The 19,831-nt window shown below is 74.2% G+C and carries 15 protein-coding genes; 10 read left to right on the top strand and 5 right to left on the bottom strand.

Annotated features, from left to right (window positions below):
- Positions 1 to 201 precede the first annotated feature (201 nt).
- Positions 202 to 5,688: a carboxyl transferase domain-containing protein gene (locus ABZ234_RS22570; RefSeq protein WP_355013341.1), complete on the top strand. Its 5,487-nt coding sequence runs from the start codon at positions 202 to 204 to the stop codon at positions 5,686 to 5,688.
- Between the two features lie 63 nt (positions 5,689 to 5,751).
- Here ABZ234_RS22570 and fxlM read toward each other — a convergent pair whose 3' ends face one another.
- Positions 5,752 to 7,017, bottom strand: coding sequence for a methyltransferase, FxLD system (gene fxlM, locus ABZ234_RS22575; RefSeq protein ID WP_355013342.1), 1,266 nt, complete (start codon positions 7,015 to 7,017; stop codon positions 5,752 to 5,754).
- A 107-nt stretch (positions 7,018 to 7,124) separates the two neighbouring features.
- A complete protein-coding gene (locus tag ABZ234_RS22580; protein WP_267948769.1) occupies positions 7,125 to 7,904 on the bottom strand; it encodes an AfsR/SARP family transcriptional regulator in 780 nt (259 codons plus the stop codon).
- A 360-nt stretch (positions 7,905 to 8,264) separates the two neighbouring features.
- Here ABZ234_RS22580 and ABZ234_RS22585 point away from each other — a divergent pair, with 360 nt between their 5' ends.
- From ABZ234_RS22585 to ABZ234_RS22605, 5 genes are all read left to right on the top strand, one after another.
- The gene (locus tag ABZ234_RS22585) at positions 8,265 to 8,468 is read left to right on the top strand and encodes a hypothetical protein (protein ID WP_267948770.1); all 204 of its coding nucleotides are present in this window, start codon (positions 8,265 to 8,267) and stop codon (positions 8,466 to 8,468) included.
- An 84-nt stretch (positions 8,469 to 8,552) separates the two neighbouring features.
- Positions 8,553 to 9,107 carry a hypothetical protein gene (locus ABZ234_RS22590; RefSeq protein WP_355013343.1) on the top strand — a complete coding sequence of 185 codons (555 nt, stop codon included), beginning with the start codon at positions 8,553 to 8,555 and terminating at the stop codon, positions 9,105 to 9,107.
- Positions 9,108 to 9,110: 3 nt separating this feature from the next.
- Positions 9,111 to 10,985 carry an ABC transporter ATP-binding protein gene (locus ABZ234_RS22595; RefSeq protein ID WP_355013344.1) on the top strand — a complete coding sequence of 625 codons (1,875 nt, stop codon included), beginning with the start codon at positions 9,111 to 9,113 and terminating at the stop codon, positions 10,983 to 10,985.
- A complete protein-coding gene (locus ABZ234_RS22600; RefSeq protein ID WP_355013345.1) occupies positions 10,979 to 11,434 on the top strand; it encodes a S26 family signal peptidase in 456 nt (151 codons plus the stop codon). Before ABZ234_RS22595 ends, ABZ234_RS22600 begins: the two co-directional genes overlap by 7 nt.
- A gap of 5 nt (positions 11,435 to 11,439) precedes the next feature.
- Entirely contained in the window at positions 11,440 to 11,988 is a 549-nt protein-coding gene (locus ABZ234_RS22605) for a MauE/DoxX family redox-associated membrane protein (protein ID WP_355013346.1), read from the top strand.
- A gap of 211 nt (positions 11,989 to 12,199) precedes the next feature.
- Here ABZ234_RS22605 and ABZ234_RS22610 read toward each other — a convergent pair whose 3' ends face one another.
- The 3 genes from ABZ234_RS22610 to ABZ234_RS22620 are packed head-to-tail and all read right to left on the bottom strand — an operon-like array spanning position 12,200 to position 17,098.
- On the bottom strand, positions 12,200 to 13,357 hold the full coding sequence (locus ABZ234_RS22610) for an acyl-CoA dehydrogenase family protein (RefSeq protein ID WP_267948775.1): 1,158 nt from the start codon (positions 13,355 to 13,357) through the stop codon (positions 12,200 to 12,202).
- Positions 13,354 to 15,480 (bottom strand): biotin carboxylase N-terminal domain-containing protein, encoded by a 2,127-nt coding sequence (locus tag ABZ234_RS22615; protein ID WP_355013347.1) that lies wholly within the window; start codon positions 15,478 to 15,480, stop codon positions 13,354 to 13,356. Before ABZ234_RS22615 ends, ABZ234_RS22610 begins: the two co-directional genes overlap by 4 nt.
- 7 nt (positions 15,481 to 15,487) lie before the next feature.
- Complete coding sequence (locus tag ABZ234_RS22620) at positions 15,488 to 17,098, bottom strand: carboxyl transferase domain-containing protein (RefSeq protein ID WP_355013353.1); 1,611 nt, start codon at positions 17,096 to 17,098, stop codon at positions 15,488 to 15,490.
- Positions 17,099 to 17,244: 146 nt separating this feature from the next.
- Between ABZ234_RS22620 and ABZ234_RS22625 the strand changes: the two genes are divergently transcribed.
- The 4 genes from ABZ234_RS22625 (at position 17,245) to ABZ234_RS22640 (ending at position 19,610) form a co-directional block, all read left to right on the top strand.
- A complete protein-coding gene (locus tag ABZ234_RS22625; protein ID WP_355013348.1) occupies positions 17,245 to 17,835 on the top strand; it encodes a TetR/AcrR family transcriptional regulator in 591 nt (196 codons plus the stop codon).
- A gap of 175 nt (positions 17,836 to 18,010) precedes the next feature.
- Entirely contained in the window at positions 18,011 to 18,610 is a 600-nt protein-coding gene (locus ABZ234_RS22630; protein ID WP_355013349.1) for a sulfite oxidase-like oxidoreductase, read from the top strand.
- Entirely contained in the window at positions 18,610 to 19,344 is a 735-nt protein-coding gene (locus ABZ234_RS22635; RefSeq protein WP_344179857.1) for an FAD-binding oxidoreductase, read from the top strand. Before ABZ234_RS22630 ends, ABZ234_RS22635 begins: the two co-directional genes overlap by 1 nt.
- Positions 19,341 to 19,610, top strand: a complete 270-nt coding sequence (locus tag ABZ234_RS22640) for a DUF6510 family protein (protein ID WP_267948780.1) — start codon at positions 19,341 to 19,343, stop codon at positions 19,608 to 19,610. The genes ABZ234_RS22635 and ABZ234_RS22640 overlap by 4 nt, the downstream gene beginning before the upstream one ends.
- The last annotated feature ends 221 nt before the right edge of the window (positions 19,611 to 19,831 follow it).

The following is a 19,831-nucleotide window of genomic DNA, read 5'->3' on the forward strand; positions in this document are numbered from 1 at the left end:
GCACACCTCGCATGGAGCCGGGGCCGTGCAGGGGGACCACGGGCACTTTTTGTGGGGTTCCCACAACACAGCAGATCCGCCATGGGCGATTCGGGACATTGCTGTACCCGGTGGCGATCGAGCAAGGTATAGATAGGTGGAGGCGACGCTCCGGGCTTTGGAGGTCGCCTTCTGTGCGTGGGTACTTGGGAGGCTCAACCGGTGTTCAGTCGTGTCGCCATCGTCAACCGTGGAGAGGCCGCGATGCGCCTCATCCACGCAGTTCGGGATCTTTCCGCGGAGATCGGGACGCGGATCGAGACGGTCGCCCTCTACACCGACGCCGACCGCAACGCGACCTTCGTCCGCGAGGCGGACATCGCCCACTCGCTGGGCCCGGCCTCGGCGCGCCCCTACCTCGACCACGCCGTCCTGGAGCGGGCCCTGGTCGAGACCGGGGCCGACGCCGCCTGGGTCGGCTGGGGCTTCGTCGCCGAGGACCCGGCCTTCGCGGAGCTGTGCGAGAAGATCGGCGTCACCTTCGTCGGGCCGAGCGCGGAGGCGATGCGCAGGCTCGGTGACAAGATCGGCGCCAAGCTCATCGCCGAGGAGGTCGGCGTCCCCGTCGCCCCCTGGAGCCGCGGCGAGGTCGCGACGCTGGAGGACGCCCTGCGCGCCGGCGACGAGATCGGCTACCCGCTGATGCTCAAGGCGACCGCGGGCGGCGGCGGGCGGGGCATCCGCATGGTCGCCTCGGGCGAGGACCTGGCCGAGGCCTACGAGCGCACCAGCCAGGAGGCGCTGCGCGCCTTCGGCTCCGGCGTCGTCTTCCTGGAGCGCCTGGTCACCGGCGCCCGGCACGTCGAGGTCCAGGTCATCGCCGACGGCCAGGGCACCGCGTGGGCGCTGGGCGTCCGCGACTGCTCGGTGCAGCGGCGCAACCAGAAGGTCATCGAGGAGTCCGCCTCCCCCGTCCTGGGCCCGGAGCAGACCGCGGAGCTCAAGGCCTCCGCCGAACGCCTCGCCGTGGCCGTCGGCTACCGGGGCGCCTGCACCGTGGAGTTCCTCTACCACCCGGGCGAGAAGCTGTTCGCGTTCCTGGAGGTCAACACCCGGCTCCAGGTCGAGCACCCGATCACCGAGATCACCACCGGCACCGACCTGGTCCGGCTGCAGCTGCAGGTGGCGAGCGGGGAGCGGCTGGAAGGCGTCCAGCCCGCAGAGACCGGACACGCCGTCGAGGCCCGCCTCAACGCCGAGGACCCCGACCGCGACTTCGCTCCCGCCCCCGGCCGCATCGCCCGCCTGATCCTGCCCGCCGGGCCCGGCATCCGCGTCGACACCGGTGTCAGCGAGGGCGACACCATCCCGGCCGACTTCGACTCGATGATCGCGAAGATCATCGCCTACGGCCGCGACCGCGAGCAGGCGCTGGCCCGCCTGCGCCGCGCGATGGCCGAGACCACCGTCATCATCGACGGCGGCGCGACCAACAAGGGCTTCGTCGTCGACCTGCTCGACCAGCCCGAGGTGATCGACGCCAGCGCCGACACCGGCTGGATCGACAGGGTGCGCGCCGAGGGCCGCCTGACCAGCCACCGGCACGCCGCCGTCGCCCTGGCGGCCGCCGCGATCGAGGCCTACCAGGACGAGGAGGACGTCAGCCGCCGGCGGCTGCTGTCCAGCGCCCACGGCGGCCGTCCGCAGGTGCAGCACGAGAGCGGCCGCCCGCTGGACCTCAAGCTCCGCGGGGTGGGCTACCGCGTCGCCGTCGCCCGCGTCGGCCAGAGGCGCTTCCGCGTCGGGCTCTCCGGCGGCGGCGACGTGCACCCGGCGGACGTCGAGGTCGAGCGCTTCGACGAGCACAGCGGCCGCATCGTCGTCAACGGCCGCCGCTTCCGGCTGGTGACGGCCACCCACGGGCCGATCCACCTGGTGGAGGTCGACGGGGTCACCCACCGGATCAGCCGCGACGAGGGCGGCGTCGTGCGCTCGCCCGCGCCCGCGCTGGTCGTGTCGACGCCCCTGGCCGTCGGTGACGAGGTCGAGCAAGGCGCGCCCATCCTGGTGCTGGAGAGCATGAAGATGGAGACGGTGCTGCGCGCACCGTTCCGCGCCCGGGTGCGCGAGTGCCCGGTGGCGGTGGGCAGCCAGGTCGAGTCCGGCGCCCCGCTGATGCGCCTGGAGCCCCTCGCGGACGAGGGCGCGGAGGACGGCGCCGCGGCCACCGCCGAGACCGCCGAGATCGAGCTCCCCGCGGAGCCCGAGGCGGTGTCCGCGGCCGAGCGGGTCGAGCGCGGACTCCAGGACCTGCGCAGCCTGCTGCTCGGCTTCGACGTGGACCCCCACGACCGCCGGCGCGTGCTGTCGGACTACCTGGCCGCGCGGGCCGAGCTGGGCGGGCGGCCGGTCGAGGGCGAGCTGGACCTGATCACGGTGTTCGCCGACCTGTCCGAGCTGAGCCGCAACAAGCCGGCCGGTGACACCGAGACCGAGCCGCGCAGCCCCGTGCACAGCCCGCGCGAGTTCTTCCACAGCTACCTCCAGAGCCTGGACGTCGAGCGGGCCGGGCTCCCCGAGAGCTTCCGGACCAAGCTCCGCACGGTCCTCGCCCACTACGGCATCACCGACCTCGACCGCACGCCCGAGCTGGAGGCCGCGGTCTTCCGGATCTGCCTGGCGCTCCACCGGATGCCGACCGACGTCGCGGTCGTGTCGGAGCTGCTGCGCCGGTGGCTGGCCGGGCCACTGCCCCTGGAGGCGCTGGGCGAGCGGGCCGGACGCGCCCTGGAACACCTCGTCGAGGCCACGCAGGTGCGCTTCCCCGCGGTGTCCGACCTCGCCCGCGGCGTGGTGTTCCGCTGGTTCGCCCAGCCGCTGCTGCGCCGCAACCGCGCCGAGGTCTACGCCTCCGTGCGCGACGGGCTGCGCTACCTGGACCGCAACCCGGACGCGCCGGACCGCGCGGAGCGGATCCAGACCATGGTGGCCAGCGCCGAACCGCTGGTCAGGCTGATCGGCCAGCGGATCGGGCGGCCCGGCCGCGACCACGCGCCGCTGCTGGAGGTCCTGACCCGCCGCTACTACGGCAACCGGGGGCTGTCCGACGTCGTGGTCCGGGAGGCCGCGGGCTGCCGGTTCGTCACCGCCGACCACACCGGCCACGACGGGGCGACGCGCCTGGTGACCACCGCGGTCGACATCGCCTCCCTGCCCGACGCCGTCGGGGCGGTCGGCGGCTTCGCCGACGCCGCCGCCGGGCGCGGCCTGGTGGCCGACCTCTACGTCACGTGGGACGGCCAGCCGGACGCCGACGAGATGGCGGTGCGGCTCGGACGGATCCTCGCCGAGCACCCGCTCCCCGAGGGCGTCCGCCGGATCACCACCACCGTCGCGGGCACCAGCGGCGCGGTGATGCACCACCACTTCACCTTCCGGCCCGGCGACGACGGCCTCACCGAGGACCGGCTGATCCGCGGGCTGCACCCGCAGATCGCCCGCCGCCTCCAGCTGCAGCGGCTGCGCGAGTTCGACCTCACGCGCCTGCCGTCGGCCGACGAGGAGATCTACCTCTTCAAGGCCGTGGCGCGCGGCAACCCGGCCGACGAGCGCCTCATCGCGATGGGGCAGGTCCGCGACCTGACGCCGCTGCGCGACGCCGACGGCCGCCTCGTCGCACTGCCCGTGGTGGAGGACACGATCGCGGGCTGCCTGGACGCGATCCGCAACATCCGGGCGCAGGGGCCGCAGAACCGGCGCTTCGACACCAACCGGATCATGATGTACGTCTGGCCGGCGACCGAGCTGACCCCCGAGGAGCTCGACACGCTGGTCCAGCGCATCCTGCCCACCACGGAGGGGGCCGGACTGGAGGAGGTCCAGTTCGTCGCCCGCCAGCGCACCGCCGAGGGCGAGCTGACCGAGGTCGCCGTGCGGATCACCCTCGACCCGGGCCACGGCGCGCGCATGCACGTCGACAAGCCCTCGACCGAACCGGTGCCGCCGCTGGACGACTACCGCCAGAAGGTGCTGCGCGCGGCCCGCCGCGGCACCACCTACCCGTACGAGCTGACCGGCCTGCTCGCCGGCCCGGAGGGCCGCTTCGTCGAGCACGACCTCGACGAGCACGGCGTTCTCGCGCCGGTGGACCGGCCCAGGGGAGGGAACACCGCGGCGATCGTCGCGGGCGTCGTCACGACGCCCACCGCGCGGCACCCCGAGGGCGTCACCCGCGTCGTGCTGCTCGGTGACCCCACCAAGGCGCTGGGCGCGCTGTCGGAGCCGGAGTGCAGGCGGGTCATCGCCGCGATCGACCTGGCCGAGCGGATGCGGGTCCCCCTGGAGTGGTTCGCGCTTTCCGCGGGCGCGCGCATCTCGATGTCCTCGGGAACCGAGAACATGGACTGGGTCGCGGCCGCCCTGAAGCGGATCGTCACCTACACCCAGGACGGCGGCGAGATCAACATCGTGGTCGCGGGCATCAACGTCGGCGCGCAGCCGTACTGGAACGCCGAGGCGACGATGCTCATGCACACCAAGGGCATCCTCGTGATGACGCCGGACTCGGCGATGGTGCTCACCGGCAAGCAGTCGCTGGACTTCTCCGGCGGCGTGTCGGCCGAGGACAACTTCGGCATCGGCGGCTACGACCGCGTGATGGGGCCGAACGGCCAGGCCCAGTACTGGGCGCCCAACCTGCCGGCCGCCCGGGACGTGCTGATGGCGCACTACGACCACACCTACGTGGTCCCGGGGGAGGGGGCGCCGCGCAAGGCGGACACGGTCGACCCGGTCGACCGCGACGTCTCGGACTTCCCGCACGAGATCGACGGCAGCGACTTCACCACGGTCGGCCAGATCTTCTCCGTCGAGCACAACCCGGACCGCAAGAAGCCGTTCGACATCCGCACGGTGATGCGCGCCCTCTCCGACCAGGACCACCTGGCGCTGGAGCGCTGGGCGGGGATGGCCGACGCCGACACGTCGGCGGTCCAGGACGTGCACATCGGCGGCTGGCCGGTCTGCCTGATCGGTATCGAGTCGCGGTCGGTGGCACGGCGCGGCTTCCCGCCCACCGACGGGCCGGACACCTACACCGCGGGCACGCTGTTCCCGCGGTCGTCGAAGAAGACCGCGCGGGCGATCAACGCGGCCTCCGGCAACCGGCCGCTGGTCGTGCTGGCCAACCTGTCCGGGTTCGACGGTTCCCCGGAGTCGATGCGCAACCTCCAGCTGGAGTACGGCGCCGAGATCGGCCGGGCGATCGTGAACTTCGACGGGCCCATCGTGTTCTGCGTGATCTCCCGCTACCACGGCGGCGCGTTCGTGGTGTTCTCCAAGGCGCTCAACCCGAACATGACGGTGCTGGCGCTGGAGGGCTCCTACGCCTCCGTGCTCGGCGGCGCCCCCGCGGCGGCCGTGGTGTTCTCCGGCGAGGTGAACAAGCGGACGGCGAACGACCCGAGGGTGACGGAGCTGCACGCCCGGGTCTCGGCGGCCGACGCCGCCGAGCGGGCGGCGCTGAGCGCCCGTCTGGCCGAGGTGCAGTCCGCGGTCCGGGCGGAGAAGGTCGGTGAGGTCGCCGCGGAGTTCGACGCGGTGCACAGCATCCAGCGCGCCGTCGAGGTCGGCTCGGTGGACGCGATCATCAGCGCCGCCGAACTGCGGCCGAGGATCATCGAGGCCATCGAGCACGGCATGAAGCGCTGACGTGCCGAGGGGCCGGCCGTGCGGGGGCACGGCCGGCCCCGGCGTTCCCGGGGCCGGGAGGGCTCAGGGCCAGGTGACGACCACCCGGGTGTGGCGCTTGTCGATGACGAACCCGTCCGGGAGCGCCCGGTCGGGGGTGCCGGCCGGGTGGACGGTGAGGACCGGGCCCGGACCGGACCGGTGGTCGCGGTCCCAGTCCCGTATCCGTCCCGCGAGCCGGGCCGCGAGGTCCCCGGCACGGCGCCCGTGCGCGTGGACGACGAACTCCGAACGCCCCGTCCCGGCGCCCGCGTGCCCGGGCGCGCCCAGGTAGGCGAAACCGCCGTCCTCCGCCAGGGCGGGAGTGCCCGTGGTCCAGGCGGGACGGACCAGGCCGCGGGCGACGGCCTGCGGCGTGGCGGTGAGCAGGCAGAAGCCCGGAAGGGCGGTGGCCAGCCACAGGTCCGGTCCGGTGAAGGGGTCGGCGGGGCCGGGTGCGACCCCCGAGCGCAGGTCCACCCGCGGGGAGGCCGCCGCGTCCGCCAGGGCCGCCGCGTCGGGAGCCGGACCGTCCTCGACGAGCAGGCCCACCTCGTCGCCGTGCAGCGGCACGCGGAGCACGGCGCTCTCGCCCGCCCCCTGCATCGGCACGAACCCGCACGGTTCATCGGACCGGCTCACGAGGTGGCCGTCGTCCGGTTCCAGGGCGAGGGAGCGGGTGAGGCCGCGCAGGCGGAGCGGTGCGACGATCCGGCCGCCCCGGGCCAGCTGTCCGGGCCACGCGGGCGGGATGTCCCAGGTCCCGACGGTGACGACGATCCGGTCGAAGGGCGCGCGGTCGGGGAGGCCGAACTCGCCGTCCGCGAGGACGACGTCCACCCGGCCGTGGCCCGCCCCGTCCAGCGCGGAGCGGGCCCGGGCGGTGACGCCGGGGTCGATGTCGACGGTGGTGACCGAGCCCGCGGGGCCGACCAGTTCGCTGAGCAGGGCGGCGTTGTAGCCGCCCGAGCCGATCTCCAGGACGCGGTGGCCCGGTTCGACCCGGAGCTGGTCGAGCATCGTGGCGACCATGGCCGGCTGGGAGACCGAGCTCGTGGGGAGCCCCGCGGAGTCCGTCCTGGTGACGACGGGGATGTCGGCGTAGGCCCGCTCCAGGGACCGGCCGGGGAGGAAGAGGTGGCGGGGCACCGTCCGCAGGGCGGCCTCGACCCGGGGCGACAGGGGGCGGCCGAGCCGCGCGCTCCGGGCCGCGATCTCGTCCACCAGGGCCTCGCGCAGGCGTTCGGGGGTGTTCGCGTCGTCGTCCACCGGGTCCTCCTCCGCGGCCGGGGCGAGGGGCTGGACTCCCATGATGGCACCTCCTCCGCGACCGGCCCCGGACCTCCCGGGCACGGGCGGCCGGGCACGGCGGCGGCCGGGGAGGCGCCGGGGTCCGCCCCGCGGTGACGGGCCGGGCGTCAGATCACGGGCGCGTCGACCTGTGCCCGCGGGGCGGGGCGACGGGGCGCGGGCCGCGGGGGGAGGCCGGCGGGGGAGGACAGCGCCGGGTCGCGGGCGAGGATCTGGCCGTGCAGCCGTTCCAGCTCGGGGCTCGGGTCCACCCCCAGCTCCTCCACCAGGCGGGCGCGCATGGTCCGGTACGCGGCGAGCGCCTCGGCGCAGCGGCCGTCGCGGTACAGGGCCGTCATCTGGAGGCCCCAGAGGCGTTCGTGCAGCGGGTGGGAGCCGATCACCGGGTACAGCCGCGCGAGGACCTCGGTGTGCCGCCCCTGGGAGAGGTGGATGTCCATGAGGGTCTCGAAGCAGGTGAGCCGCTGTTCGTCCAGGTGCGTGTGGGTGAGCGCCAGGTCACCGTCGAGCGGCGTGTCCTGGAGGGTGGCGCCGCGCCACAGGCCGAGCGCCTCCTCCAGGGTCCGCGCGGCCTCGGCCGGCCGCCCCTCCTCGAGCGTGCGCAGCCCCCTCCGGAGCATGGCGGCGAAGACGGCGGAGTCCAGCTCGTGCTCCCCGACCCGGATGCGGTAGCCCTCCCCGCTGGTCTCGATGCGGTCGATCCGCTGCCGCAGCTGCGAGACGTAGGTCTTGAGGTTGCCCCGGGCGGAACGGGGCGGATCTTCGCCCCAGACGTTGTTGATCAACTGCACGCAGGGGACCGCCGTATTCGCGCGCACGAGGAGGGCGGCGAGGAGTTGCCGGTGCTTTTTGCGGTTGATCGGTATGGAATTACCGGAATCGTCCATGACTTCGAGCGGACCGAGCAATCTGAAGTCCATGAGTATCTCTGATCGTCGTCGTTCCGGCGCGCCGCCATGAAACAGGACTGTCGGCCGGAGTGCCGATTCTTCTCACGTTCTGACCCGCCCGGTGGTGCGCAAACAGGCCATGTCCGATGGTGTGCGAAGAGTAACACGGGGTCACGATCGGCAGCCGTGAATGGCCGGTCCCGGCCGTCCGGGCCTCGAATCCTACGGCATTCGGACTGTCCGTAAAAGAGCTCCGCGGGCCGGGTGGAGAAATGAATCCGGAGTGAACCCCCGGTGTACCCGCCGGTGGTTGTCTGTCGATTGCCATCCAGGCGCACACCGAGAAAGGAACCGAACATGGTCAGCATGATCGCGTCGCTGGGCGATCGAATACTCCGGTCGGTCGTTCCGCAGGTCAGGGTCGAGGCGGCCGCCTGCGGTCCGTGGAGGGACTCGCACTGCAACCGCTGCGGCTTCTTCTGGACCAACAAGGTCCAGTACCAGAAGCGCACGTGCGGCAGCGAGACCCAGGTGCGCGAGCTGGACTGCGGCACCTGCTAGTCGGGCCGCCCCGTCCGGGGCGCCGACCCGGTGGCGGGGCCCTGCTCCGCCACCCCCGTCCGGTGCGCAACGAGGAGGTACGTCGTGGTCTTCGTGGTCGTCGCAGTGGCCCTGGTCGGCGCACTGGGGATCCTGAACCTGTTGTTGGCGATCGGGGTGGTGCGCAGGCTGCGGGAGCACACCGCACTGCTGGAGGGGCGTCCGGGGGCGGCCGACGACGACCTCCCCGCGTCGGCGGCCCCCGTCGGGACCCGGGTCGGCGCGTTCCGGGCGCGCTCCACCCTGGGCTCCGAACTCGTCTTCGAGGAGACGGCCGTCCCCCTCCTGGTGGCCGTCCTGTCCCCCGACTGCTCCCCGTGCCGTGAACGCCTGCCCCTCGTCCTCGACCACGCCGCCCGGCATCCGGGCGAGCGTGTCCTCGCCGTGGTGATCGACGAGGGCGGGCTCGAGGCCGAGATGGTCGCCCTGCTGGAGCCGGCCGTGCCGGTGGTGGTCGAACCCTGGGACGGTGGGCTGCCCCGCCTCCTCGACGTCCGGGGGACCCCCTGCTTCGTGACGGTGGTCGGGGGCGTGGTGGCGGCCACCAGCGTCTTCGCGCCCCGGCCCGGCGGCGTGGCCCTCGGCCCGGCGGCCGGGTGAGCGATGGAGGACACGCACGGGCGGCACGGGAACGGCTGGCGCCAGGTCGCCGCGGGCCTTCCCCCCGCCGTCCGGCTCGTGTGGGGTGCGGGCCGCTGGTGGGCGCTCGGCCTGACGGCGCTGGCCGTGACGGCGGGCGCGGTACCGGTCGCCAACGCCTGGCTCATGCGCACGGTGCTCAACGACCTCGCCGTGGGCGCGGCGCCGGCGGCCGTCCTCGCCGCGGCCGCCGCGCTGGCGGTCCTCGGAGTCGCGACGGCCGTGACCACGGCGCTGCAGGTGTACGCCGAGGACGAGCTGGGCCGCAGGGTCGGCCTCCACGCGGACGACCGCCTGTTCACGGCCGTCAACCGGCTCCCCGGCCTCGGGCGGTTCGAGGACCCGGCCTTCCTCGACCGCCTGCGGCTGGCGGCCGACAACGGGGGGCAGACCCCGGCGCAGGTCCTCCAGGCCGCTCTAGGCCTGGTCGCCGGGCTCGTGACGGTCCTCGGCTTCGTCGGCTCCCTCGTGGTGATCCACCCGGTGCTGGCCGGGGTCGTCCTCCTCGGGACCCTGCCCGCGCTGTGGGGGCAGCTCGGGCTGTCGCGCAGACGGGCCGCCATGATCTGGAGGCTGGGCCCGGTCGAGCGCAGGGAGCTGTTCTACCGCGATCTGATGTCGAGCGCCGAGGCCGCGAAGGAGATCCGCCTCTTCGGGCTCGGCGACATGCTCCGCGGGCGCATGCTGACCGAACGGCGCAGGGCCAACGACGAGAACCGGCGCATGGACCGGCGCGACATGTCCGTCCAGGTCGCCGCCGGGCTCCTGTCCGCCCTGATCTCCGGCGGGGGGCTGGTGTGGGTGGTCCTCCGGGCGGACGCCGGCTCGGGGGCCGTGGGGGACGTGGCGCTGTACATCGCCGCGGTCGGCGCGGTGCAGCAGGGGATGGCGGGCATGATCTCGCTCCTGGCCCAGGCCCACCAGCGCCTGCTCCTGTTCACCCACTACCGCGACGTCGTCGCGGTCGAACCGGACCTGGCCGCCGGGACGGGCGGGGTCGGCCCGCTGACCGGCCGTATCGAGCTGCGCGACGTGTGGTTCCGCTACACCCCCGACCAGCCCTGGGTCCTGCGGGGCGTGGACCTGGACATCCCGGCGGGGACGGCCCTGGGCCTGGTGGGGCTCAACGGGTCGGGCAAGAGCACCCTCGTCAAGCTGCTGTGCCGGTTCTACGACCCCGACCGCGGCACCATCGCCTGGGACGGGACCGACATCCGCGACGTCGACCCCGCTGTCCTGCGCGAGCGGATCGGCGCCGTGTTCCAGGACTACATGACCTATGACATGACCGCCGCCGAGAACATCGGGCTGGGCGACCGGTCCCGGGCCGGGGACCGTGCGGCGATCGAGGCCGCGGCCCGCCGAGCGGGAGTCCACGACGCGGTCGCCGCCCTCCCCCACGGGTACGACACGCTCATCACCCGGATCTTCTACCAGGGGGACGGGAGCGAGCAGGGGGTCGACCTCTCCGGCGGGCAGCAGCAGCGGATCGCGATCGCCCGCGCCCTGCTCCGCGAGGAGCGGGACCTGCTCATCCTCGACGAGCCCAGCGCCGGGCTGGACGCGGAGGCCGAGTACGAACTGCACACGCGGCTCAGGGAGCAGCGCCGGGGCCGCACCAGCCTCCTGGTCTCCCACCGGCTCGGCGCCCTGCGCGACGCGGACCGCATCGTCGTGCTCGACGGCGGGACGATCGCCGAGTCGGGGACGCACGGGGAGCTGATGGCGGCGGACGGCGTGTACGCCCGGCTGTTCTCGATCCAGGCCGAGGGGTACCGCCGGGACGAGGGCGATCGCGAGGACGAGAGGCGTCGCCGGGACGAGGAGGCCCCGTGCTGACCGCGATCGGCGCGGCGGTCGCGCTCGCCCTCCCGGCCGCTGCGCTGGGGGCGCTCCTGTGGGTCCGCGCCAGGGTCTTCGTCGCGGTGGTGTCGGGGGAGAGCATGCTTCCCACGCTCCGCCACGGGGACCGGATGCTCTCCGCGCGTACGAACAGGGGCACGGTGATCGCCCCGCGCCAACTCGTGGTCCTGAGCGATCCGCAGACCCCGGTGATCCGTGACGAGCGCAACCGGCGCAGGCCCAACTACCTGGTCAAACGGGTGGCGGCGGTGGCCGGTGATCCGCTGCCCCGAGGCGTCGCCGGCGACGAGGGGGGCGGGACCGTGCCGGAGGGCTGCGTGGTGGTCCTGGGCGACAACCCGGGCCGCAGCCTCGACTCGCGCGGGTTCGGCCCGGTCCCGGTGAGCCGCGTCGTCGGAACCGTACTGCGCCGGTTGGAGGGATGACGCCGATGCCGTGGGACCACCTGCTGCCCGGCGCGGCGGCCCTGCTCGCGACGGTCTTCGCCGTCTCGGCGTTCGGCAAGGCCCGGGACCCCCGCGGCTTCGCCGCGTCGCTGGAACCGCTGCGACCGGTCCCCGCAGGGGTGCTGCCCCTCGCGACGTGGTCCGTCCCCGCCGCGGAGGCCGCCGTGGTCGCGGCCTTCGGGGGCTGGGCGTTGGGGGCCGAACAGCTGGGCCGGGTCGCCTTCGCAGGCTCGTTCGCCCTGCTGTGCGTGTTCACGGTGGTGATCGTGTCGTCCCTCCGGCGCGGGCCGTCGGCGCGCTGCCACTGCTTCGGGAGGCCGGGGGCGGACTACGCGCCGCGCCACGTGGCGCGCAACGCCGTGCTGGGCGCCGTCGCCGCGGCGGGGGCGCTGGCCCCGGGCCCGGCGGCGGCGCCCGAGCCGGCCGGTGTGCTGCTGGCCGTTCTGGCGGGGGGCGTCGTCGGGGTCCTCGTCGTCGTCATGGACGACATCGTGGACCTGTTCGCCCCGGCCGCCCGGCCGCGCCGCGGGTAGCGGCCGGCCGGGCGCCCGCGCGTCGCACCGGCACCACTTCCGGTCGGTCCGGGGGGTGTTTTTTGGAGGCTTTCGGGTCGGCGAGCGGCCGTCCGGGCCATCTCTCGCAAGCCGATGTGCGAAGTCCGGCCCGGTTGTGCTGCACGAGCGCAGAGGCGCAGCGAGAGGCGGCCCGGTGGACGCGAGCCCGGAAGAATCCACAGAACACGACCTAGGCGGGGAGCCCCAGCTCACGGGCGATGAGCATCTTCTGCACCTCGCTCGTTCCCTCGCCGACCTCCAGGATCTTCGCGTCGCGGTAGAACCGGCCCACCGGGTAGTCGTTCATGAACCCGTAGCCGCCGAACACCTGCGTGGCGTCGCGGGCGTTGTCCATGGCCGCGTTGGAGGCCAGCAGCTTCGCGATCGCCGCCTCCTTCTTGAAGGGCTCGCCCGCCAGCATGCGCGACGCCGCGTCGTAGTACGCCAGCCGCGCCCCGTGCACGCGCGACTCCATCTCGGCGATCTTGAACTGGATCGCCTGGTAGTGCCCGATCGGGTGGCCGAAGGCGTGCCGCTCGTGGGCGTAGCGCACGCTCTCGTCCACGCACCCCTGCGCCAGGCCGACGGAGAGCGCGGCGATGGCGATGCGGCCCTCGTCCAGGATCCGCAGGAACTGCGCGTACCCGCGTCCGCGCTCGCCCACCAGGTTGGCCTCGGGCACCCGGCAGTCCTCGAAGACCAGCTCGTTGGTGTCGGAGGCGTTCCACCCGACCTTGGAGTACTTCTGGCCCACGGAGAAGCCCGGCGTGCCCTTCGGCACCAGGATCGAGGAGATCTCCGGCCGCCCGTCCTCCCGCCGGCCCGTGACGGCGGTGACGGTGACGAGGGAGGTGATGTCGGTGCCCGAGTTCGTGATGAACGACTTGGTCCCGTTGATCACCCACTCGCCGCCCTCCAGCCGCGCGGTGGTCCGGGTCGCCCCGGCGTCGGAGCCGCCGCCCGGCTCGGTCAGCCCGAAGGCGCCGAGGGCCTCACCGGAGGTGAGCCGGGGCAGGTGCGCCTTCCTCTGCTCGTCGGTGCCGAACCGGTAGATGGGCATGGCGCCCAGCGACACCCCCGCCTCCAGGGTGATGGCCACCGACGAGTCCACCCGGGCGAGCTCCTCCAGGGCCAGGCACAGGGCGAAGTAGTCGCCGCCCATCCCCCCGTGCTCCTCGGGGAACGGCAGCCCGAACAGGCCCATCCGGCCCATCTTGGCGACGATCTCGTACGGGAACGCGCCCCGCTCGTAGAAGTCGCCGATCACCGGGGCGACCTCGGTCCGGGCGAACTCCTCCACGGCGGCCCGAAGGTCGGCGTGCTCGGTCGACAGCTCGTGACGGCTCATGACGTGTGCTCCTCGCGGGTGGCGGGGGTGGGAACGGACGGGTCCGGCGGGGCGTCGGCGGGCTCGGCCCGGACGGGTTCGACGGTGACCAGGGGCGCGTCCATGGGTACGGACGCGCCCGGCCGCACCGCCACGCCGGTGACGGTGCCGTCGAAGGGGGAGGGGACGGAGTGCTCCATCTTCATGGCCTCCACGACGGCGAGCGGTGTTCCGGCGAGGACCGCCTGGCCCACCTCCACGGGGACGGCGAGCACCGTCCCCGGCATGGGGCTGCGCACGGTGCCGTCGACCGCCGCGTCGTCGTCGCGCAGCGCCGCCGCCACCGGCTCCTCGTGCAGGGTCCACGCGGTGCCCCCGGCGCCCAGCCACCGGTGCCCGGTGGCGGGGTCGTCGGCGCGCGCGTAGGTGCGGGTGCGCCCCGCGTGGGTGACGGTCAGGCGGGACCCGTCCGCGGAGCGGCGTGCCGTCGCGGCGACGGGCGCGCCGTCGTCCACCCGCACCAGGTAGGCGCCGGGGGCCCCGGCCGCGCCGTCGCGCCGGACCCGGACGACCGCGGAGTCGTGCCGGGGCGCGCGCAGGCGCCAGGGGGTCCACGCCGGGCCGCCCATCCGCCACCCGTCGGGGGTGGCGAACCGGTCCGCCGAGGGGCCCGCCCCTCCGGGTTCCAGGTCGAGCTGGTGGTCCAGGGCCGCCGCCGCGTACACGTGCTCGGGAAGCGCCCCGGGCGCGGGCTCCGGCGGATCCGTCTCGATCAGGTCGGTGCTCAGGTCGCCCGCCGCCACACGCGGGTGGCGCAGCAGCCTGCGCAGGAACGCGGTGTTGGTGACGCACCCCAGCAGCACGTACGCGCCCAGGGCGGCGTCCATCCGGCGCAGCGCCTCGGCCCGGTCCGGGCCCCAGGTGATGACCTTGGCGAGCATCGGGTCGAACGCGGAGGTCACCTCGCCCCCCGCCGCGACACCGGAGTCCACCCGGGCACCGGAGGGCTCGGACAGTGCCAGGACGGGGCCGCCGGTGGGCAGGAACCCCCGGTCGGCGTCCTCGGCGTAGATCCGCGACTCCACAGCGTGCCCCTGCCAGGACACGTCTTCCTGGCCGAAGGGGAGCGGGTCGCCCAGGGCGATCCGGACCTGGAGCTCGACCAGGTCGATGCCGCGCCCGCCGCGGATCGCGACGACCTCCTCGGTGACGGGGTGCTCCACCTGGAGCCGGGTGTTCATCTCCAGGAACGAGAACGAGAGCTCCGGCTCCCCGTCGCCCCCGGACGCCTCGGCGATGAACTCGACCGTCCCCGCGCCCGTGTAGCCGCACGAGCGCGCGGCGGCCACCGCCGCCCCGCCCATGGCCTCCCGCTGGGCGGCGGTGAGCAGGGGGGACGGGGCCTCCTCCACCACCTTCTGGTGGCGGCGCTGGAGGCTGCACTCGCGCTCGCCCAGGTGGACGACGTTGCCGTGGCCGTCGGCGAGGACCTGCACCTCGATGTGCCGGGGCCGCCGGACCAGGCGCTCCACCAGCAGGGTGGGGTCGCCGAACGACGCGAGGGCCTCCCGCCGGGCGGCCGCGGCGGCGGCCACCAGGTCGTCGGGGGAGTGGACGGCCCGCATGCCCTTGCCGCCGCCGCCCGCGGACGGCTTGAGGAGCAGGGGGTACCCGGTCTCCGCTGCGGCGTGCAGCAGCGCGTCGTCGTCCAGCGGCTGTCCGGGCTTCTCGGCGAACCCGCCCAGGACCGGCACGCCCGCGGCGGCCACCGTGTCCTTGGCGCGGATCTTGTCGCCCATCGCCTCGATCGCCGAGGCGGGAGGTCCGACGAAGACCAGGCCCGCCCCGGCGCAGGCCCGGGCGAACCCGGCGTTCTCCGACAGGAAGCCGTAGCCGGGGTGCACCATGGAGGCGCCCGACTCCAGGGCCGCCGCGACGATCGCGCCGGAGTCCAGGTAGCCGTCCACACGCAGGGCGAGGTCGGCTGCGAGCGTGTGGGGTGCGCCGGCGTCGGCGTCGGTGTGCACGGCCACCGAGCCGATCCCCATGCGCTTCAGGGTGCGGATGATCCGCAGGGCGATCTCGCCCCGGTTGGCGACCAGCACGGTCGCGGGGGAGTGGGACGTTCGTGGCGTCGTGGTCAAGGGTTCCTCACATCCGGAAGACGCCGTAGCCCACCGGGTCCAGTGGCGCGTGGCGGGCGGCGGACAGGGCCATGGCGAGCACGTCGCGGGTGTCGGCGGGGTCGATGACACCGTCGTCCCACAGGCGGGCGGTGGAGTAGTACGGGCTGCCCTGCTCCTCGTACCGGTCGCGGATGGGCGCCTTGAAGGCCTCCTCGTCCTCCGCGGACCACGCCTCGCCGCGCCCCTCCAGCTGGTCGCGGCGGACCGTGGACAGCACCGAGGCGGCCTGTTCCCCGCCCATCACCGAGATGCGGGCGTTGGGCCACATCCACAGGAACCTGGGGGAGTACGCCCGGCCGCACATGCTGTAGTTGCCCGCGCCGAACGACCCGCCGATGACGACGGTGAACTTGGGGACGCGGGCGCAGGCCACGGCGGTGACCATCTTCGCCCCGTGCTTGGCGATGCCGCCCGCCTCGTAGTCGCGGCCCACCATGAACCCGGAGATGTTCTGGAGGAAGACGAGGGGGACGCCGCGCCGGTCGCACAGCTCGATGAAGTGGGCGCCCTTGAGCGCGGACTCGGCGAAGAGGATGCCGTTGTTGGCGATGATCCCGACCGGGTGGCCGTGGAGGTGGGCGAACCCCGTGACCAGGGTCGTCCCGTACTCGGCCTTGAACTCGGTGAACTCGCTGCCGTCCACGATCCGGCCGATCACCTCCCGCACGTCGTACGGGGTGCGGGTGTCGGCGGGGACCACCCCGTAGAGCTCGTCCGGGTCCAGCGCGGGCGGCCGCGGCCCGCGCGTCTCCCACGCGGGCGGGCCGGGCGGGGCGAGGGTGTCGGCGATGCGCCGCACGATGGTGAGCGCGTGGGCGTCGTCGTCGGCCAGGTGGTCGGTGACCCCCGACACCCGCGAGTGCAGGTCGCCGCCGCCCAGCTCCTCGGCGGTCACGACCTCGCTCGTGGCGGCCTTCACCAGCGGGGGGCCGCCCAGGAAGACGGTCCCCTGGTCGCGGACGATGACCGCCTCGTCGCTCATCGCCGGGACGTAGGCGCCGCCCGCCGTGCACGAGCCCAGCACCGCCGCGATCTGCGGGATGCCCAGCTTCGACATGGTGGCCTGGTTGTAGAAGATCCGCCCGAAGTGCTCGCGGTCGGGGAAGACGTCGTCCTGCATCGGCAGGAACGCGCCGCCCGAGTCGGCGAGGTAGACGCACGGGAGGCGGTTGTGCAGCGCCACCTCCTGGGCGCGCAGGTGCTTCTTGACGGTCATCGGGTAGTAGCTGCCGCCCTTGACCGTGGCGTCGTTGGCGACCACGACCACCGGTCGGCCCATGACCCGGCCCACGCCGGCGATCATCCCGGCGCCGGGCGCGTCCCGGCCGTCCTCGCCGTAGAGCCCGTCGGCGGCCAGCGGGGAGATCTCCAGGAAGGGGGAGCCGGGGTCGAGGAGGAGGTCGACGCGGTCGCGCGGCAGGAGCTTGCCGCGCCCGACGTGCCGTGCCCGGATCTTCTCCGGGCCGCCCGGCGCGGCGGCGGCGATCCGCTCGCGCAGCTCCAGGGCGAGGGCGCGGTTCGCCGCGTCGTTGGCGGCGAACGCGGGCCCGGCGGTGTCCACCGCCGAGCCGAGCACTGGTGCCCTGCTCATGGTGTCCTCTCGTGGAGGGATGTTAATGCTCACTAACAACCGTGATGTTAGTAACTACTAACATGGGTGTCCAGGGCCCGGGAGGCGCGAGTCACCCCGGAGCCACCCGCGGGCGAGGAGGGGCGGAGCGGATGGGGCCGAGACCGACGGGCGAGCGCCGGACGGCGATCCTGGGCGCGGCGGCGGGGCTCTTCGCCGAACGCGGCTACCGGGGGGTGTCCATCGACGACCTCGGCCGCGCCGTCGGCACCACCGGCCCTGCCCTGTACCGGCACTTCCCCGGCAAACAGGCACTCCTCGGCGAGGTGCTGGTCGACATCAGCGACCGCCTGGCGAGGCAGGGCAGGGAGCTGGTGGCGGAGGCGGCGAGTGCGGACGGCGCCCTGGAGGCGCTGCTGCGCGGACACATCGCGTTCGCCCTGGACGAGCCCTCCCTGATCACCGTGCACGACCGGGAGCTGGGCAACCTCACCGAGCCCGACCGGCGGCGCGTGCGCCGCCTCCAGCGCGGCTACGTCGAGGAGTGGGTGGGCGTGCTCGCCGTACTCCGGCCCGGGGCGTCCCCGACCGTGCTCCGCGCCGCCGTGCACGCCGTGTTCGGCCTGCTCAACTCCACCCCCCACAGCAGGGGCGAGCTGCCCCGGCCGCACATGGCCGAGCTGCTGCTCTCCATGGGCCGCGCCGCCCTCACCTCCCCCGACGCCGCGCCTCCGGCCGTGTAGCGCGGGGCCGGCGCCCCACCGTGCCCGCGGTCCCCGTTCCCGCGCTCCCCCGCACCGCCGCCGTGGCCCGCCGACCCCGGGCGGGGTACGAGGGTGCCCGGATTTGGGGGAGGCGATGCCGTGGGGTGACCCCGGCCGGGGTAGACCCGACGGACACCGATCCGGGGAGGCGGACATGAACGTGGTGACCAGGGGCTTTCGCGGGCGCGGGGGCCAGGACCCCGCGAGGGTTCCCCCGGGGCAGTACGAGACACACGACTTCCCCGTGCTGTCCGCCGGACCCACGCCCCGGGTGGACACCGGGGAGTGGACCTTCTCGGTCGAGGCGGAGACGGGGCGGACGCGGGTGTGGACCTGGGAGGAGTTCCGGGCCCTGCCCCAGGAGCGGCCCCGCGTCGACATCCACTGCGTCACCCGCTGGTCGAAGCTGGACACCGACTGGGAGGGCGTCAGCCTCGACGTCCTGCTGGAGGACGTGGAGACCACCGCCGAGTACGCCCTCGCGTCCAGCTACGGCGGCTACACCGCGAACCTCCCGCTCCAGGACCTCACCGACGGACAGGCGTGGATCGTGCACACCTTCGACGGAGAGCCGCTCGCCCCCGAGCACGGGGGACCGGCCCGGCTGATCGTGCCGCACCTGTACTTCTGGAAGTCGGCCAAGTGGGTGCGCGGGATCAGCCTGCTCCACCAGGACGAGCCCGGGTTCTGGGAGCAGGCCGGGTACCACGACTACGGCGACCCGTGGCGCGAGCAGCGCTACCGGGGCGACTGATGGTCGCGTGGCGGCCCGCGACCCTGGCGGCCGACCGCTGGGAGACCGACAGCGCCCGGACGCTGGTGCTCGACGTGCCCGGCTGGCCCGGCCACCGTGCGGGCCAGCACGTGGACGTCCGGCTGACCGCCGAGGACGGCTACACCGCCCAGCGCGGCTACTCGGTGGCCTCGGCCGACGAGGGGGAGCGGATCGAGCTCACCGTGCAGCGGGTGGAGGGCGGGGAGGTCTCCTCCTACCTCGTGGACGTGTTCGCGCCGGGGGACGCGGTGGAGGTGCGCGGCCCGCTGGGCGGCTGGTTCGTGTGGGACGCCGCGTCCCCGGACCCGGTGGTCCTGGTGGGCGGGGGCTCCGGGGTGGTGCCCCTGATGGCGATGGTGCGTGAGCGGCGCAGGGTGGGGAGCCGGGCGCTCTTCCGGGTCCTGTACTCGGTGCGCACGCCGGAGGACCGGTACTACCGGGGGGAGCTGGGCGCCCACCGGCCCGGGGACGGGGGAGTGGACCTGTTCGTCGCCTACACGCGCCGGGCCCCGGAGGCCTCGCCCCGCGGACCCGGGCGCCTGGGCGCGGCCGAGCTGAACACCCACGGGTTCCCGGCCGAGTTCGCCCCGGTGTGCTTCGTGTGCGGGCCGACCGGTTTCGTGGAGACGGCCTCCGACGCCCTCGTGGCCCTGGGGCACGACCCGAGACGGGTCCGGACCGAGCGGTTCGGATCCGGTGGAGGTGCCAGATGACCGAACCGGAGCACGTCGACGCCAACGCCCTGGCGGGTCCGCTGTCGGAGATCCTGTCCGTGGACCTGACCGCCGCCGAGCGGCGGTGCTCGGTGTGCGGGGCGTGCGGGGTGTTCGCGGAGCTGCACGTGACGGTGGACGGCCCGGGACTGGTGGCGAGCTGCCCGGTGTGCCGGACCCTGGTGCTGCGGCTGGTGCGCACCCCCGACAGCGTCTGGGTGGACCTGGGCGGGACGGGGGTCGTGCGGGTGCGCCTGGAGACGTGAGGCGGGGGCCTGCGGCGGTCGGCGGCGACCGCCGGACGGGCCCCGGCTCCGGGGCGGTGAGGGGGCGCCGGTCCCGGGTGGGCGGAACGGGCGGGGACGGGCGGCCGTCCTCGCCGCCGTGGTCATCGTCTGCTCGTAGGAGTCGGGCGCCGCCAGCCGGTCGGCGTTCATGGGCAGCAGCATGACGGTCTGGATGACGCCGACGACGGCGGCCGGAGGGG

Origin of the sequence: Nocardiopsis sp. NPDC006198, assembly GCF_040613895.1 — a bacterium.
GTDB lineage: Bacteria > Actinomycetota > Actinomycetes > Streptosporangiales > Streptosporangiaceae > Nocardiopsis > Nocardiopsis tropica.